Source organism: Chitinophaga varians, from assembly GCF_014529945.1.
Taxonomy (GTDB): Bacteria; Bacteroidota; Bacteroidia; order Chitinophagales; family Chitinophagaceae; genus Chitinophaga; species Chitinophaga varians.
In genome coordinates, this window is sequence record NZ_JACVFB010000001.1 from 1,597,835 (window position 1) to 1,614,637 (window position 16,803).

The 16,803-nt window shown below is 49.5% G+C and carries 16 protein-coding genes; 9 read left to right on the forward strand and 7 right to left on the reverse strand.

Annotation, left to right across the window (positions count from 1 at the left end):
- Positions 1-57: 57 nt before the first annotated feature.
- The 3 genes from ICL55_RS06020 to ICL55_RS06030 all read left to right on the forward strand — a co-directional run bounded on the left by ICL55_RS06020 (position 58) and on the right by ICL55_RS06030 (position 1,076).
- The gene (locus tag ICL55_RS06020) at positions 58-435 is read left to right on the forward strand and encodes a hypothetical protein (RefSeq protein ID WP_188095129.1); all 378 of its coding nucleotides are present in this window, start codon (positions 58-60) and stop codon (positions 433-435) included.
- Between the two features lie 73 nt (positions 436-508).
- Positions 509-709, forward strand: coding sequence for a hypothetical protein (locus ICL55_RS06025; protein WP_188095130.1), 201 nt, complete (start codon positions 509-511; stop codon positions 707-709).
- A gap of 1 nt (position 710) precedes the next feature.
- Positions 711-1,076 (forward strand): hypothetical protein, encoded by a 366-nt coding sequence (locus tag ICL55_RS06030; RefSeq protein ID WP_188095131.1) that lies wholly within the window; start codon positions 711-713, stop codon positions 1,074-1,076.
- A 61-nt stretch (positions 1,077-1,137) separates the two neighbouring features.
- Here ICL55_RS06030 and ICL55_RS06035 read toward each other — a convergent pair whose 3' ends face one another.
- Positions 1,138-1,587 carry a carboxymuconolactone decarboxylase family protein gene (locus ICL55_RS06035; protein ID WP_188095132.1) on the reverse strand — a complete coding sequence of 150 codons (450 nt, stop codon included), beginning with the start codon at positions 1,585-1,587 and terminating at the stop codon, positions 1,138-1,140.
- Between the two features lie 164 nt (positions 1,588-1,751).
- Between ICL55_RS06035 and ICL55_RS06040 the strand changes: the two genes are divergently transcribed.
- The 3 genes from ICL55_RS06040 to ICL55_RS06050 all read left to right on the forward strand — a co-directional run bounded on the left by ICL55_RS06040 (position 1,752) and on the right by ICL55_RS06050 (position 4,297).
- A complete protein-coding gene (locus ICL55_RS06040; RefSeq protein ID WP_188095133.1) occupies positions 1,752-2,612 on the forward strand; it encodes a helix-turn-helix domain-containing protein in 861 nt (286 codons plus the stop codon).
- Between the two features lie 74 nt (positions 2,613-2,686).
- Entirely contained in the window at positions 2,687-3,262 is a 576-nt protein-coding gene (locus tag ICL55_RS06045; protein ID WP_188095134.1) for a DUF417 family protein, read from the forward strand.
- 54 nt (positions 3,263-3,316) lie between these two features.
- Positions 3,317-4,297: a hypothetical protein gene (locus tag ICL55_RS06050; RefSeq protein WP_188095135.1), complete on the forward strand. Its 981-nt coding sequence runs from the start codon at positions 3,317-3,319 to the stop codon at positions 4,295-4,297.
- Here the strand turns inward: ICL55_RS06050 and ICL55_RS06055 are convergent.
- The 3 genes from ICL55_RS06055 to ICL55_RS06065 form a co-directional block, all read right to left on the reverse strand.
- Entirely contained in the window at positions 4,283-5,350 is a 1,068-nt protein-coding gene (locus tag ICL55_RS06055) for a transglutaminase domain-containing protein (RefSeq protein WP_188095136.1), read from the reverse strand. The genes ICL55_RS06050 and ICL55_RS06055 overlap by 15 nt on opposite strands.
- Before the next feature lie 162 nt (positions 5,351-5,512).
- Positions 5,513-6,841 (reverse strand): PQQ-dependent sugar dehydrogenase, encoded by a 1,329-nt coding sequence (locus ICL55_RS06060; protein ID WP_246496152.1) that lies wholly within the window; start codon positions 6,839-6,841, stop codon positions 5,513-5,515.
- A 165-nt stretch (positions 6,842-7,006) separates the two neighbouring features.
- Positions 7,007-8,764 (reverse strand): hybrid sensor histidine kinase/response regulator, encoded by a 1,758-nt coding sequence (locus ICL55_RS06065; RefSeq protein ID WP_188095137.1) that lies wholly within the window; start codon positions 8,762-8,764, stop codon positions 7,007-7,009.
- A gap of 582 nt (positions 8,765-9,346) precedes the next feature.
- Here ICL55_RS06065 and ICL55_RS06070 point away from each other — a divergent pair.
- Together ICL55_RS06070 and ICL55_RS06075 are read left to right on the forward strand one after the other, a co-directional pair.
- On the forward strand, positions 9,347-12,478 hold the full coding sequence (locus ICL55_RS06070; protein ID WP_246496153.1) for a TonB-dependent receptor: 3,132 nt from the start codon (positions 9,347-9,349) through the stop codon (positions 12,476-12,478).
- Between the two features lie 126 nt (positions 12,479-12,604).
- A complete protein-coding gene (locus ICL55_RS06075) occupies positions 12,605-13,297 on the forward strand; it encodes a GNAT family N-acetyltransferase (RefSeq protein WP_188095139.1) in 693 nt (230 codons plus the stop codon).
- 3 nt (positions 13,298-13,300) lie between these two features.
- Here the strand turns inward: ICL55_RS06075 and ICL55_RS06080 are convergent, their stop codons facing one another.
- Positions 13,301-14,122 (reverse strand): tetratricopeptide repeat protein, encoded by an 822-nt coding sequence (locus ICL55_RS06080; protein ID WP_188095140.1) that lies wholly within the window; start codon positions 14,120-14,122, stop codon positions 13,301-13,303.
- 176 nt (positions 14,123-14,298) lie between these two features.
- Entirely contained in the window at positions 14,299-14,820 is a 522-nt protein-coding gene (locus ICL55_RS06085) for a VOC family protein (RefSeq protein WP_188095141.1), read from the reverse strand.
- 250 nt (positions 14,821-15,070) lie between these two features.
- Here ICL55_RS06085 and ICL55_RS06090 point away from each other — a divergent pair, with 250 nt between their 5' ends.
- Positions 15,071-15,598, forward strand: coding sequence for a hypothetical protein (locus ICL55_RS06090; RefSeq protein WP_188095142.1), 528 nt, complete (start codon positions 15,071-15,073; stop codon positions 15,596-15,598).
- A gap of 31 nt (positions 15,599-15,629) precedes the next feature.
- Here the strand turns inward: ICL55_RS06090 and ICL55_RS06095 are convergent, their stop codons facing one another.
- Positions 15,630-16,787, reverse strand: a complete 1,158-nt coding sequence (locus tag ICL55_RS06095; protein ID WP_188095143.1) for a threonine synthase — start codon at positions 16,785-16,787, stop codon at positions 15,630-15,632.
- Positions 16,788-16,803: the final 16 nt, after the last annotated feature.

The window sequence follows — 16,803 nt, forward strand, 5'->3', positions numbered from 1 at the left end:
TGAAAGACGGGAAAAATCCCGGTATGCCTGTACGAATTATCCCTGAAAAATAATAGCATGAAAAACAAGCTGAGGAGAATGGTCATCAACGACCGGATTTATCTGTATCGTATTCAAAAGCGGTATGTATCGCCATTGCAAGGCTGGGTCATCCTGAAAGTATTCCTGGAAGGCTACCGGCTTACGCCGCTGGTCGTAGAATGTTTGGTGGCGGAAGATCTGATATTGGGTAACCCTTTGTTTACCGGAACGAAATTGTTTAATAAAAATACGCAGGCATTTTGTGAGGTGAACCTGAATTATCCCCGTTTCATTAGGGAGCTGATTGAATGCGGCTTTAGTCGTGGCTGGACCGGCATCGAAAAAATTGACAAGCAGGATGGACTTGTTTATCTGGAGGAACTGGGCTACGATATCTCACCGTTACAAAGCTGATTCTTCCTCCTTTTACAGGAAATATCATGGTTGTTATTTGAAAAAATAGTACATTTGGCCTAAATTTAAAGTTATGACCGAATATACCACCATGAACGAAGAGGAAGACGACAAGAAATCCTTTATTCAACGGCTGAGAGACAGCGTGTTGCCCATCAAACCAGAGGACTCCGGGCTGAAGAAAGTGATGAAACAGATCGGGTTTGTGGCCTTTCTGGGAGTAGCAGGCGTAGTATCTGCCTTGCTGGCCATTGCGGTGTCCTTTGCCCTGTAACATGAAACGGCTGTTTTACATATCCGGTATAAGTGGCCTGTTATGGCTGATCGTGCATCTGGGCCGATGGAGCGGACACCCGCTGCCCTGGCTGAACGGGCACCTGACCGACCTGATCGTGGTGCCATTAATAGCGCAGGTATGCCTGGTAGTGGTACAGCGCTGGATTGTACGGCGCAGCGACTATCTGCTGCCGCTTGGATATGTGTTGTTTATTGCCTGTTACGTGTCTGTGGTTTTTGAATGGGTGATGCCGCATTATTCACCCCGGTATACCGGCGACTGGCTGGATGTAGCGGCTTATTTTGCCGGTGCTGCGGGGTATTACGGCTGGCAACACTGGCCGGTGATGACACAGGCGCGATAGCAGGTAATCAACGCTGTTCCTTGTTCCGCCCGTTGGAACAAGGAACAGCGGGATCAGTGACTTAACCGTGCATCCCTACGGTGTAACCACCGGGTACTGTCCGGAAAGCGATGTTCAGTTTATTCCAGGTACCAATCATCGCTACTGACAGCGCGATATCGGCAATCTGTTCTTTGCTGAAATGTTTTGCCAGTTCATCATAAATTTCATCTTCCATATGGTTCACATTCAGTGCTTCTGCAAAAGCTAAAGCGGCTCTTTCTGCTTCGCTGTAATAAGGCGTTTCGCGCCATGCCGGCAAGGAATACAGCCGTTGTACATCTTCCCCATTGTGAACGGCATCTTTGAAATGCATGTCCAGACAATAAGCGCAGCCGTTGATCTGAGACATACGCGTGTTGATCAGTTCATGCAGCTTCTGGTCCAGCCCCTGACGGAGATAAGCGCCAGTTTTAAACAGCCCGTCTGAAAATCCTTTGTTAACCTCTCCGAAAGAAATTCTTGCTTCCATTTTTTATCGTTTTAATTTTGATGAATATTTGTTTTGATAAGATGACAACCTGATATTTCGATTTTGGACATCATTTTTAAATATTTTTTAATTTTATTTGAAAATGATTGTTTATAAATTTGTTAGATCGATTTGAGCATTTGTCAGGTCAATAAAATCAGTAAATGAAAGCAGTACATACAGATACACAGGAGTTGCTCTTTGGATTGGACCAGGAAGCATCGGCCGCTTTATCTCAGCCGTCGCAGTTTGCGGAATATGTCGTTTTATTTGTTCCCGCAGGAAAAGGAGTATTTCATGCTGACTTTTCCACGACAGCTTTTAACGGGCCGGTGTTGTTGTTTGCTACGCCCTTTCAGTTGCTGCGCCTCGAAGCGGAGGAGGACCTGCCTTATTTCCGGCTGCGCTTTCACGGCGATTTTTATTGTATTGAACATCACCGGGCGGAGGTGGCCTGTAACGGCTCCCTCTTTAACAATATCTATCAGCAACCATATATACCGCTCTCCAAAGAAGAATCCCTTGGTTTTTTCCAGTTGATCACGCAACTGGAGGCGGAGTTTAAGCAACAGGCTCCATCGGATATGGTGCTCAAAGCTTATCTGCAGCTGCTGCTGGCCAAGTCCAGCGCCATCAGGCAAAAGACGCAGGTGGTTACGCAGGAGAGCCCGCAGCCGGATGATCAGATGGAACGTTTCCGTGTGCTGCTGGACCAGCATTACCTCACCTTGCACAAACCAGCGGACTATGCCGAACTGCTGGCCATTTCTCCCAATCACTTCACTAAAAAGTGTACCCGCTATTTTGGTAAATCGCCTTCCCGCCTGATCCAGGAACGCCTGGTACTGGAAGCCAAGAAACAACTGCACCTTACCCGCAAAAGCATCAAGGAGATCGCCTACGCGCTGCGGTTTGATGATGAGTTTTATTTTAGCCGCTTCTTTAAGAAAAATACCGGCGTATCGCCGCAAACATTCCGGCAGCGGACAGGTATCTCCATCGTGGCAGATTTATCCATGCAATAGCCTTTTCCCTCCATGGCCCGGCGCCAATGCTCATTCTACATTTGTATCGTTATTCATTTTTAAAAAACGAACAAATGAAAGCCATGAACAAAGTCCTGCATGCAATCGCCAATCTCGACCAGCTGGGAAAAAAAGTAGTACGCTGGGGAATCGTCATCGTTTTTGTCTGGATAGGCGCCCTGAAATTCTTTACCTACGAAGCAGACGGCATCGTTCCTTTCGTGGCCAACAGTCCCTTTATGTCTTTCTTTTACAATACCCCTGAGGAATACAAAACACATATGAACAAAGAAGGGGAGTTGATAGCCGCCAATCACACCTGGCATGAAAACAACCATACATACGGCTTCTCCCGTGGACTGGGAGTTTTCCTGATCACCCTGGCTGTACTGGTGGCCATATACCGCATTGCGCCACTCGCCAGTGTGATAGGCAGCGCACTGGTATTTATCATGACCATCGGTACACTTTCGTTCCTGGTCACCACACCGGAATCCTGGGTGCCGCATCTGACGGACCATCAATGGGGATTTCCCTATCTCTCCGGTCGCGGCCGGCTCGTGATCAAAGATGTTCTCATCATGGGCGGCGCATTGATCACAATGAGTGAATCGGCGGGTATTTATCTGCGGCGCAAAGGCATAAAGTAGTGTAGCCCTGACCGTTTTTTTAATATCTTTACCAGCTGCAAAAATTAAATGCCTATGCAACTCCAAATATTTGATGAATATGTGAAAACGATATCCTGGCGCGGGAAAGATCTCGTTGACTGGGCCTTAGGCATAAAAATCCATGGTGAGGGCGAATGGCCTGCACAACAAATAACTTACGCTTATAACTTCGATACGGCCATCACTTCCGCAGACGGGCAATATGCACTGATTTTTACCAAACAGGGCACCAAAGGGCTGCTGTTGAAAAATGGTAAAATGCTTCGGGAAATCAACCGGTCATACTATCAGGCAGAGGTATACGAATATCCGGCAGTATTTTTTGTGGCGCCTAATGGCAGGACCTATCTCGCGCATTGTCCGCAAGCATACTGCCAGCTGGATTTTGAAGATGTGGAAACCGGGGAAGTGATCTCCCGCGTGGAAGGCCGCGAGCCACAGGACTATTTTTATTCCCGGCTGGAAGTAAGTGCAGATAATAAGTGGCTGATCAGCAAAGGCTGGGTATGGCATCCCTGGGATATGGTCGCCGCTTTTAATATCGAAGCGTGCATCCAAAACCCGCTGTTGCTGGATAACGCGATGAAAAATCCGGATGTTAACGCAGAAGTAGGAGTGGCGGGTTTTATCAGCAACCATGAGGTACTGATTGGCGCTATCGGCGACGGAGAACTGATGGACGAGGAAGCGGAAAACGCTGAAGCGCTGCAGCCGGGACAGCTGGTAGTCTGGGACCTGGAAACAAATGAACTCTCCGCACCGGTAACCGTCAAAGGAATCTTTGGTAATATCTTCCCTATAGATGATACCTATACCTGGGACCTCGCAGGTTGCCCGCGTATTATTAATTATCGCACCGGCGAGGTCACAGACCAGCTGGACGAGTTTCTCGTCAATCCGCAGGTGTCCTCCATTATTCATCATATAGAGGCGCCGCAGATTTCGTACAACCGTGCACTGAAAGCTGTTGCCGTGATCACCAAAGACCGGAAAGTAGGGTTATTGACCCGCTGACATCCGTGGTGATCTGTCTACGAGTACCTTGTACCGGAAAGCCCGCCGATAGTCGAACAGCACCTCCAGGTAACTTACATATTCATCCGTTACTACATAATCAAATTCGTAGTGGCTGTATTCTTTGCGAAAAGGAATATACTGTTGCCTGCGAAGCGCGAAGGTGTCCATTACCCATTCGCGTTGCCGCCGCGAAATCTTCTGCAGCTTATATACAGACAGATTCCGGGAGATATTGGTGTTTACCTGAAGGAAAGACAACGGCTGCCGGCAGCGGAACCGGAAATGCAGGGTGTCACCCTTGCGGGCTTTGATAACATCAGGCGCCGGGGCTACCAGTTGCAGGTCTTCTATGACGTCGCCCGAAATATAAGGAGCCGTCTTGAATTTTTCTCTGGTATAGTTGTTTTCAAAAACCCATCTGTTGTCTTCCGGATAATGGTTTCGGTGAAACTCCCTGTCGGAAGCCTGCCAGTAGTAGTTGTTAAATTTGCGCCGGAAAGAAATCAGTTTACCGGTTTCGTCATCTTCCGCACAACCTCCGGCCGCCCAGGTAGGGTCCATCGCAAACCAGGCAGAGTCCAGATATACGGCATTCCAGGCATGATCTGCGGCACCTAAGCTACCGGCCTGATAGGGCTTGTTCTTCGTGTAGCCGGTAATAACTTCGCAGCGAATGCCTGCTATGGTGCACATGCTGCGGAATAATCGCGCATAGCCGTCACAGATAGCTTTTTTCTTTCTAAGGATCTTCAATAGATAATCTCCTTCCGGTTTGCGTCGAAAGGCATTTACATATACGCCTTTTTTCCGGTTGTAGTCTTTGTAGTCATAAGCAATGTTATGCGTTACCCATATAAAAAGGGCCCTGGTTTTTGACAGCTGGTCTGCGTAAGGAGCCGTAAGTTCCGTTGTGAGCTGATGCAGGTCGCCGTGATATCTGACTGTCCTGGCCAGGCTGTCTGTAGCGGAAAAGTCTTTTACAGGGATAGTGCCCTGCGCCAATGCCAGGCAGGGAAGCAGCAACAAAATCAGCAGGGACCGACAGTACATAGGTATAACGTTTAGTGCCTAAACGAATAGGCTTCGTTATCGCAGTTGCAAGGTACAGGTTTACGGGGAAGCGCAGGGAATTATATTTCCTGTAGATAAAATTAAGAAGATAAAAAAAGCAGCTCGTTGGAGCTGCTTTTTTTATGATGTGTACAGAGAATGTTATGGTTTGTAGACAATGCGGTAAATGGTGCCCATCTTATCGTCAGACACGTACAGGGAGCCATCAGGGCCCTGTGCGAGGCCACAGGGGCGATGGAGGGCATCACCGGGAGCTGCAATATTTTCTTTGCCCGCAAACCCTTTGGCGAATACTTCCCATTTACCGGAAGGAGCTCCGTCTTTAAATGGTACAAAAGCCACAAAGAAACCCTGTTGTGGTTCAGGGGCCCTGTTCCAGGAGCCGTGGAACGCAATGAACGCACCATTTCTGTAGCGCTCAGGGAACATGTTGCCGGTATAGAACAACAATGCATTGGGCGCAAGGTGACCTGGGAAAGTAGCTACCGGGTCATCATATTTATCCGTGACCGCTTTTTTGCCATCGCCGCCGTATTCGGGGCAAACGATTTTTTTCTGCTGTATCTGATCATAGTAAATATATGGCCAGCCACAGTTGGAGCCGTCATGCAGCTTGTACATGGTTTCAGCAGGCAGCTCGGCAGATTGTTTAGCGTCGTACAGTTCAGGGAAGAAGTCATGCAGATTGTCGCGGCCGTGCTGCATCACAAACAGCGCATTGGCCTGGTTGTTCCAGTCGAGGCCCACCACGTTACGAAGACCGGTAGCATACCGTTTGCCGTTATGATATCCCTGATTGCGTTCATTGGCTTTGAACACCCAGATGCCGCCGGCGGAATCCAGCAGCGGGCATGGCTGCATGCCGGGAGAGCCTTTGGTGCGGTCTTTTTCCTGGCATATGTTGGAGGGCGCCCCGATATTCACATAGAGGTTGCCGTTATTGTCCAGCGCAATGGATTTTGAATTATGCTGCCCACGGTCTATCAGGCCGCTGACAATCGTATCCGGGTGTTGCGGATCTGCTACTTCCTGCTGATCGTTCAGTTTGTAGCGGAACACGCTGGTGTTGGAGGAGGCATACAGATAGCCGTCTTTAATGGCGATACCGGTACCGCCGTAAGGAGCAAAGGCGGAACGTTCATCTGCACGGCCATCGCCGTTTTTATCTTTCAGCACCACAATGGCGTTGCCATTGACCGGGTTTTCCAGCTTAACATACACCACCCCGTTTTTATTGACAGTGAGGTGACGGGCATTACCGGTGCTATCGGCAAAACGAAGCGCGCCAAATCCCTGCGGTAGTTCCAGCCCAACGTTACCATTGTCGGTGGCCGGCTCTTTGGGGGTCTCCTTACCGGGATTGTTGTTGCAGCTGTGCAGCACCAGCATGGCAGACGGCAATAAAAGGCTCAGGGCCACTGTCCTGAAAACCCGCTTGTCTGACCGGATAGGCCATAATCCTGTTTTCATAGTATTGTGTTTAGTGCAAAATAATTGACTTTCGGAGGTCCGTGACCGTTGAAGGCCATAAAAAGTACGAAATTAATGGAAGATGCTGAAAAAAATATGACGCACGGAGGAGCCTCCGATTAATAAATAACCAAATGACTAAATGACTAAATGATTAAATAAATATCAGACAGGTGTCTGGAAACGGGGCAGCTGCGCGGATAGTGCCTGATAGAGTTCATTGAAGTGCACCGGCTTGGAAATATAAGCACTGGCGCCTGCCTGCAACAGCTCTTCTCTGACGGAAACGAAAGCATCTCCTGAAACAATGAGCACAGGGATATCTTTGAGATAGCTGTCACGGCGCAACTGCCGGAGCAGTTCTTTACCACTCATGCCCGACATGTGCAGGTCGGTGATAACAATATCGGGTTTCTCCAACCGTATCCGGTGCAGGGCCGCGGTACCGTCATGGCACAGCGTGGGGATAATACCCATGTGGGCCAGTATTTTGGTAAGCAACGCACTGCTTACCAGATCGTCTTCAATGACCAGCGCGGTGGCGCCGGGAAACACATCCCGGCGGTAATGCTGCCGGATGGAGGTGGTGCTGTTCTCTCTGGCTGCCTCCAGGGGCAGTGTAAAAGCGATGATAGTGTGCGTGCTCATCTCATCAGGCTCCATATAAATCCTGCCACCCAATAAGGTCACCAGGTGTTTGGTGATGGATAGTCCCAGGCCGGTAGCTTCCGTGATCTGGTTACGTTCAGATACAAACGCTTCAAAGATGTGCCGGGCTTTCTCCGGATGAATAATGCCCTCGTTGATCACGCGGAAAAGGATCTGTTGTCCGTAGCGTTCACCGGTGACAGACACGGTACTGTTGCCGGTGGCGAATTTCACGGCATTGGACAACAGGTTATTGATGATTTTGGTGAGAATGATTTTATCACTGTAGATGATAGCCGGTAATTGTTTATCAAAACTCTCCCGGACAGTGATGCCTCTTGAATGCGCAATGTACCGGCTGATAGCGGCGCAATGCGACACACACTCCCGGAGGTCCAGCGATTCACGGGTAACGGTATTAAACCGGCCGGCATCAATACGCGACATGTCCAGTACGTTGTTAATGATATTACGGGCAATATAGCAGGCGGAATAAAGATCGTCTATCTCTTTGCGCTGTTCGGTGGTTTCATCGCTTTTACGCAGCTGCAGCAGCTGCGCGATGCCATAAATAGCGTTGAGGGGTGTCCGTAGTTCGTGGTAGGTTTCCCGGAGGAATGTGCTTTTGGCCATAGAGGCCTCTTTTAGCTTCCTCTCTGAATGCAGCAACGCATGGATCTTACCGATGTAAAACGACATCACCAGCACCATCATGGTCACGAAGCCGGCAGAGGTGAGCACATGCATCATGTAAACCGCATTCTCCGTCAGCTCCAGCGGCACAATCACCGGATGCCGGTGATTGATGTGTACCAGCGCCATCAGTGAGAGGGTGATGGCCAGCGTGGACAGCAGCACTTTCCGTTCCCTGTTCAGAAAAAAAGTATTACAGAGGTGGAAGACGATCACGGCGAGGAAAGCGATGACCAGGTCGGTAGGAATAGCATCTTCCAGCAAACAGCTCCAGTACACCGCGAAGATGCCGTGTATCAGCAACATGACCAGACTGGCCCTGAAGTACTGCCGGTAATGATTAAGCAGGATCACCGATATAAATCCGCCTGCTTCCATCACTACGGGGGCCAGTATAAAGGGGGTGGGGTGCAATACATAAAAATAAGCGCCAATAACGAGCACCATCAGGGTAACGATCAGGGCCAGCGCATTGGCGAGTATCACGGGTCTTCTTTCTTCCGGACTGGTGAGGCCTGCGGTTCCGGCAAACAGCGGCGCTCTTAAAGACCTGAGGAGGCGGGGTTGGGTTGATGTGTACATGTGACAGCATTAAATAAGATTTTCAATAGTCATTTGAGGGGTGTTTTCACGTTCGTTGTATGGCGCTTACAGCGCTTCATAAGCATGTTCTGTCGGGCTTTGGTTCAATGATCTGTTGTAAAGTAAATGTAGCAAAAACCACCCTAAAAATAGGTAAGCAGGAGGGAGATAAAACAGCAGGCAGTAAATTATTTAGTCATTTAATCATTTTAAAATTTTAAATGACCAAATGACCAAATGGTTAAATGATAAAATGGTTAAATGATTAAATGGTTAAATGATAAAATGGTTAAATGATAAAATGATAAAATGATTAAATGATAAAATGGTTAAATGATTAAATGGTTAAATTTATTTTTGTTTCAAATTGTTTTATTTGTTTTCTTTTTTTAGTTTTTATTTATTATTTTTCTAACCGTATTCAACCAAAAGTGAAAAGCGACCGCAGTGGGTTAATGTGAATTTTACGTTATGAATCGTCCTGTCAATATGATTTTCGTAATACCAGCTATATTTTCGCCCACTTGAAAAGTTCAAAACCATATGAAACCTATCTGTCACTTTCTCTTTCTTTTGTCATTAATGACATGCCTTTTTCTGCAGCCATCGGTGGCACAAACCACACAGGCGTCCATACTGGGGATGATTACGGACGAAAGTAAACAACCGGTGCCCGGCGCTTCGGTCATAGTCCGCAATGAATCGACCGGTTTTACCAGCCGCACCATTACCAACGCGAAAGGTGAGTTTATCTTCCGCGAAATGCCGCTGGGGGGCCCTTATACGGTCAACGTGACTTCGCTTGGCTTTCAGGAACAGAAACGCACCGGCTACTCGCTCAACCAGGGCGATGTCGTGCGCGTGAATATTCCGCTGCAATCTGCCGCCGTCAGCATGCAGGAAATAAAGGTGGTAGGCTCCGGCCTGAAGAACAAAACGGAGAACTTCGGCGCCGCTACCACGGTCTCTGCAAGAGATATCGCGCGGCTACCGGTAAACGGCCGTAACTTCACCTCGCTGATCGACCTGTCGCCGCTCAGCAGCGGTAATAACCTTGCCGGCCAGTTAGGGTCGTCAACGAATATTACCATTGATGGTACTTCTGCCAAGAACCCGACTTCCAGCAGCGGCACCAACACCAGGATTGGCGGCCCTTACGCCATCTCCATGGAAGCCATCCGTGAGTTTAAAGTAGTGACCAACCAATATGATGTGACCTACGGCCGCAGTGGCGGCGGTACCATCAGCACGGTGACTAAATCCGGTACCAACACTTTCTCGGGTAGCGCATTCACCTTTATGCGGCACGATAAGCTGTCCAGCCCCTACGATATGCGTGGCAATAAACGCCAGAATGATTTCTCTACCTATCAGTATGGCTTCTCGCTCGGCGGCCCCATCATTCGTGATAAGGCACACTTCTTCATCGCATGGGACCACCAGCAGGATGCCCGTCCACTGCAACTGGCGGATATCAGAACACCGGAAGATGAAAAGAGACTGAACGTTACGCAATCCACGCTGGACAACTTCCTCCAGATCGCCCGTGGTAAATACGGTGTCGCAGAAACACCACAGTTCGGCTCGTTCAACAAAAAAAGAGGTACCGACGCCGCCTTCGCCCGTATCGACTGGCAGCTGAATGAACGCAACCTGCTGACCATCCGCGACAACTATGTCAACGACCGCGCACCACTGGGCCGCGATGACAATACGCTGCTCAACCTGTATGAAGTATATGCCAACGCCAAGGCTGTCAACAATAGTTTGTTGGCCACCCTGCGTACTACCATCAGCCCTAAAATGACCAACGAGCTGAAAGTACAACACCTCTATACTTTTGAAGAAAGTTCTCCCGGCGCCCAGCTGCCAGCGCAGAACATCCCCCGCGGCATCGTGGAAAGGGTGAAATCCAACGTGAACGGCAAAGACGTATTCACGGATATCCAGCTCGGTGGACAACGGTATTCTCCGGAACACTTCTACAACAATGTATTCCAGCTGGTCAACAACCTGTATTATAATACCAACAAAGCCAGTTTCACTTTCGGTACAGACGTCATGTACAGCCATATGAACTCGCTCTATGGCAGTGAAATGAACGGCCGTTTCTATTTTACCGGGATGGATGCGTTTAACAATATGACGCCTTACCGGTATGCCCGCGAAGTAGCCCTGGCAGACGATCCCAGCGTAAATCAGAATATTGTGAGCGCCGCCCTGTATGCACAGATGCAGACAGAACTGTTCAAAGGTTTTGAGATGATCGCAGGTCTGCGTGCGGACTATACCACCTATCTCAACAAACCCAACTTCAACGAAACCGTTTATCAGGAGCTGGGGCTGCGCACCGATAACTCGCTGCGCACCTTCCAGCTGCAGCCGCGCCTGCAGTTCAACTGGGACATCAACGAACGCCATCGCGACTACCTGCGTTTCGGCGCCGCTATCTTCGGTTCCGACATCAACAACTATGCGATGATCAACAACATGCTGTTTGATGGTACCAAGGTGCTCACCGTAGATGTGCAGGGCGCCCAGGTGCCGGCACCTAACTTCGTGGAATACCGCAAGAACCCATCCACTGCGCCCGGTAAAGAGCTGTTCGATAAACTCGGACTGCCCCGCATCGGTACCATCAATATGAACGGTAAAGATGCCCGCATTCCCGTGGTATACAAAACCAACCTGTCCTATAACCACTTCTTTACAGACCGCTTCAAGATGGGATTGACCTTCTTTGCTACCCTGGCCCGTCACAACTATATGTATGTAGACCGTAACATGGTGGACCAGCCTTATTTCCGACTGGCCAATGAAGGTAACCGCGGCGTATACGTGCCTGCTAACAGCATCACTCCCGGAAATGGTTATGCCGACTGGCAGAATGGCCGTAAAAGCACCAAGGTGGGCCGTGTGCTGGAATTGAACAGCGAAGGAAAAGTCAACCAGTTCGCCTTTGTGGTAGATGGTACCTACCGTTATTTCAGAGATGGTGAAATCTCTTTCAGCTATACCTGGAACGATTCCAAAGATAATACCTCCTATAACGGCGATGTGGCCAATACAGCTACCCTGAGCCTGATGGTGAAAGATGATCCGCGTAACCTCAGCGTGATGTCTTATTCCGATAACCAGTTCCGCCACAAGGTGGTGTTTTACGGCACCGCACCCAGCTTCTGGGGAATCAATGTAGGGGTCCGCTATTCCGGTATAGGCGGTACCCGTTATTCCCTGGCCGTGAAAGGTAATGTGAACGGTGATTTTGTGAACAGCAACGACCTGGCCTACGTGTTTGATATCAACGATCCCAGCGTGCCTGCGGCAATGCGGAACGGCCTGAAAAGTATTCTTGATAACCCGAACATTGACAACAGCATCAAAGACTACCTGCGCAAAAGCAGTGGCAACGTGGCAGAAAGAAATGGTGGCGTAAACGGTTTCTATGGTGTGTGGGATGTTCGTATAGCCAAGAAGTTTACCTTCGGGAAGTCACAATATGTGGAATTGTCCGGCGACTTCTTTAACGTAGCCAACATGTTCAACAAGGAATGGGGCGCCAGCAAACTGCTGGGTAAACAGAACCTGTACAACCTGGGCGGGTTCGATCCGGCTACCGCTACGTACAAATACGACGTGAATGTCAATGCCGGTACTATTGTTCCGGCCGGCAACCCCTGGCAGATACAGCTGGGCATCAGATACGGCTTCTAGACATTTGATTATTTAGTTATTTAGCCATTTTCTTATTTATGGATTGCATTTTAGCAAGAACCTATAAATAAGAAAATGGCTAAATAATTAAATGATTAAATTCGTAGGGAATCAATACTGTTAATATTGGAAACAACAGATGACCAATTACTGGATAATCCTGTCTGGAGCGCGCTGACAACGGTGCACGCGGCCAAGGCACAAGGTGCGTCCCACGCAAAAAGGTACCGTAAGGAATTTCTTTCCTTTATCGCCTGCGATCACACAGCAGCCAACCCTCTGGAGGCCTTACAGTCATGGATAAACGAAGGTGAATCATTCTATCTGGTAGGGGAGTTACCGCCGTTGCCCGCCAACTGGGAGGTGACGTTTGAGCTGCCCTGCGCGCAGATGGTATTACGGGAAATGATGGAGCTGCCGGTTAAAACACCCGTGGAAATTTCCCTGCTGACGGTCGCTGACAGAGCTGATATGTATGATCTGGTGAATCGGGTGCAGCCGGGTTACTACAACCTGGACACACCGTCGCTGGGCACGTATTATGGTATCCGGGAGGAAGGCCGTCTCGTGGCCATGGGCGGTGAACGCATGCGGATGACAGGTTTCACGGAACTGAGCGCCATTGTGACCGATCCGGCCTATACCGGCAGGGGATATGCGCAACAGCTAATAACCCGGCTGTGCCGGCAACATGCGGAAGAGGGCATCACATCCATGCTGCACGTATCGATCGCCAACGAGAGGGCTATCCGGCTTTATGAGCATATGGGCTTTGTTACCCGCCGGGAAATCATGTTCAGAAAAATCGCTAAATCCTAAACACTACTTTTGGAGCCCTTGGGGATACATCCAGTCACTTACCTGATAAGGATAAGGTTCGTATATTTTATTGTCTTCGGTGAACGTATAGCCCTGCCGGTGGTCTTCAGCCGCCTGCTGCATCGCTGCCTGCGCTTCCTCTTTGCGTTGCAACCGCGACAGGCAGAGGGCTTTATAATAACCCGCATCGGAAAACTGCTGGTAAAGCAGCAGGGCGTGATTGAAATGCTCGAGTGCTTCGGCATATCTGCCCTCTTCATAATCCACAATGCCCAGATAGAAAGGATACAGGCTGTGTAACGGCGCTTCCGTGCCGGATTGCCGCCAGCGGTCTACACACTGCTGAAAGTACATCCTCGCACTGTCGTATTGATTCAGCTGGAGGTGACAAAGACCGAGATAAAAACTATAGGGATGGTCCATCACGCCGCTATGGCCGCTGGAGCGTTGTGCTTCTTTGAAATCGACGATGGCCGCCACATAGGATTTCTGAAAGATACACTTAATAAACGCGCGGTAGTCGAGGTATTCGGCCGGATCATCCGCCACGGCTTTGTCGAGGTACACCATGCCGGCTTCATACTTCCGCTGTTTAAAGAGTGGCATGGCTTTCAGTTGCCACAACCGTGCATCGCGGGGCAATAATACCAGTCCGCTGTCGAGGCATCGGCCCCATTCCGGCGCAAAATAGTGATACCGGGAGGCGGCGTTGACGTAGTACCTGCGGATGGAATCCTGCTCGTGTTTGGTGAAAGCGGCAGACTGGGCCCTGCTTTCGGACAGGGACCACAATAGGCATAAAAGGGAACAGAGTACGTATTTCATGAGGTTATTTTCCGATGATGGACAACGGAAGTTAAATAATTTTCCGCAGGTAACGGCCAGCAGTAAACGAAATACCACCGGCATAAACCGCATATTACCGTTACCCCGGTATAGATAAAGTCCTTCCGGTAGATACTTATCGGAAGGACTTGCTGCTTTACATATATCCGTGTACGTTACTTAACGCCAACGGCTGCGCCGTAAGCGGCCTCTATGGCTTTCAGGTCCAGCTTTTTCATCTGAAAGACGGCGTTCATGACCCTGCTGAGGCGCTCTTTGTCTTTATCCATCAGCATTTCGGAGAGCTGCACCGGGGCTACCTGCCAGGAGAGACCGAATTTGTCTTTCAGCCAGCCACACTGGTCGGCTTTGGGGTCGCCGCCGGCACGCAGCTTTTCCCAGTAGTAGTCGATTTCTTCCTGTGTTTCGCAATTCACCATGAAAGAAATAGCCTCGTTGAATTTGAAATACGGCCCGCCGTTGAGCGCAATAAAGGTTTGTCCGTCGAGCGTGAACTCCACGGTAAGCACGGAACCGGCTGGCATTCCGTGTATATCGTGCCCGGCCTCGGTGTAATGGGAGATGTTGCCGATGGAAGAATGTTGAAAGATGGAGGTATAGAACTTAGCCGCTTCTTCGGCTTGGTTCTCAAACCACAAATGCGGTGAAATCCTTTGTGAAGTGATTCGCTTTGCCATAGTTTTTTATTTTAACAGCTAGTGAAAAGGAGTTGTTTGATGTCAGAACAAAGATAAAATGACCCATTGGTGCCGCAGGGGGGATGAGGCGACTTTGTGAGGGGTATTTGCGACATCGGAAGGAATGTTTTATTTTCGATGGATGAACTGGCTGCCAACGAACCGCTAACTATTGTATGCCTGGTTTAGTGATGAAGAGATGTTAGCCCGAAAATTTATTAAGCGTATTAGTTAAGTACAATCATCTTCCATGAAATTATTACCGATAGAACGTTACACGTTGTTAACCAAACTTTCCCCGGAAGAAATAAAGAAGTTACTGGATGCCAATGTGGTACCCAAAAGCAAAGGATTCCAACTTAAATTCGGGTGGTCTAAGCCAGCCGGTGGCAAGCCTTATGAAGGAGTCGTGAAAAATAACGGTTTTGAGATCAGTCGTATCATAGACTATAGGAACTCTTTTCTGCCGGTGATTACCGGCGATGTCAGCCATGAAATAGTACATACCGCGGTAAGGATCAAGATGACATTGTCGATCGTGGTGGCGGTATTTATGACCTTTTGGATGGGAGGGGTCATCATCGGATTTGTAGGCTGTCTGATCGCGATGATCGATGGTTTCCGTTCAGGCAGCAAATTTGAGCCGCTGTTGCTGATACCGTTTGGTATGCTGATATTCGGGTACCTGATGGTGAAGCTGGCCTTTCAGACCGAAGTGTCCAAATCCAGAAAGTTCCTGCGGGAGTTACTACAGGGATGGGAAGAAGGTAAGGCCTGAGTTGATCACGAAAGCCCTGGGGCTTTCATGATCAACGATATTTGTACCAGGAGCCGGTGTTGAACAGCAAAACCTGTTCATCTTCCTGTACCCAATCCTTTTCAATCAGTTTTTTCAGGCCCATATAGGTGGCGCTGCCTTCCGGGGAAAGCAGGATACCTTCTGCTTCGGCTATCTCGGAGATGCCGGCTTCCATTTCTTCTTCGGTGACGGTCAGTGCTTTGCCGTCGCTTTGCCGTATTACTTCCTGCATCATGTCTTTGGCGAAAGGCTGTGGAACAGCCAGTCCATAAGCGATGGATGGATAACCGCTGAAGTCATCCGGTAAGTTTCCGTTGTCGATGTACTGTACCATGGGAGCACAATTTTGAGATTGAATAATGATCATTCTGGGCAGCTTGCCGGTGATCCAGCCCAGCTGCCGCATTTCGTGAAAGGCTTTCCACATGCCTATCAGGCCGGTGCCGCCGCCGGTGGGATAGATGATCACATCGGGCAACTGCCAGTGCAGCTGCTCGGCGATTTCATATCCCATCGTTTTTTTGCCTTCCAGGCGGTATGGTTCTTTTAAGGTAGACATATCAAAGCCGCCGGTTTCCTGTACCAGCTGCCGTGCCATGCGGCCGCAGCTGTCTATCAGCCCGTCGGTGAGTATTAGTTCCGCGCCATATAAGCGGCATTCTTCCTGCAGGGTGGCCGGCGTATGCCGGGGCATAATGACGGTGGCTTTCATGCCCGCTTTGGCGCAATATGCACTTAAGGCGCCACCTGCGTTACCGGCAGAAGGGATGATGCAATGTGTTACGCCCAGTTCCTGCGCTTTGGATACCGCTACGCTGATGCCGCGGGCTTTGAAGGAACCGGTAGGGTTCACACTTTCGTCTTTTAACAATACATGTACGCCTGTGCGTGCACTCAGGGTATGCAGGGTGGTGAGCGGGGTACCGCCTTCACCCAGACTAACAATATGACGGGGATCAGCTACCGGCAGCATCTCCCGGTACCGCCAGATACTATGGTCTCTTCCTTTTAAAAAATCAGGTGCGGGCAGGTCGCAGGAGTAGACGGCTGTCAGGGGCTGGTGGCAGCACGTGGCGTATGACTGCAATACAGTTGCGTCATATTGTTTTCCGCAACGGGGGCACTGCAAGGCAGTGAGGTGCGATATGTTTTTTCGGGTAAGTGTCATTCCTTGTAAATGTAGG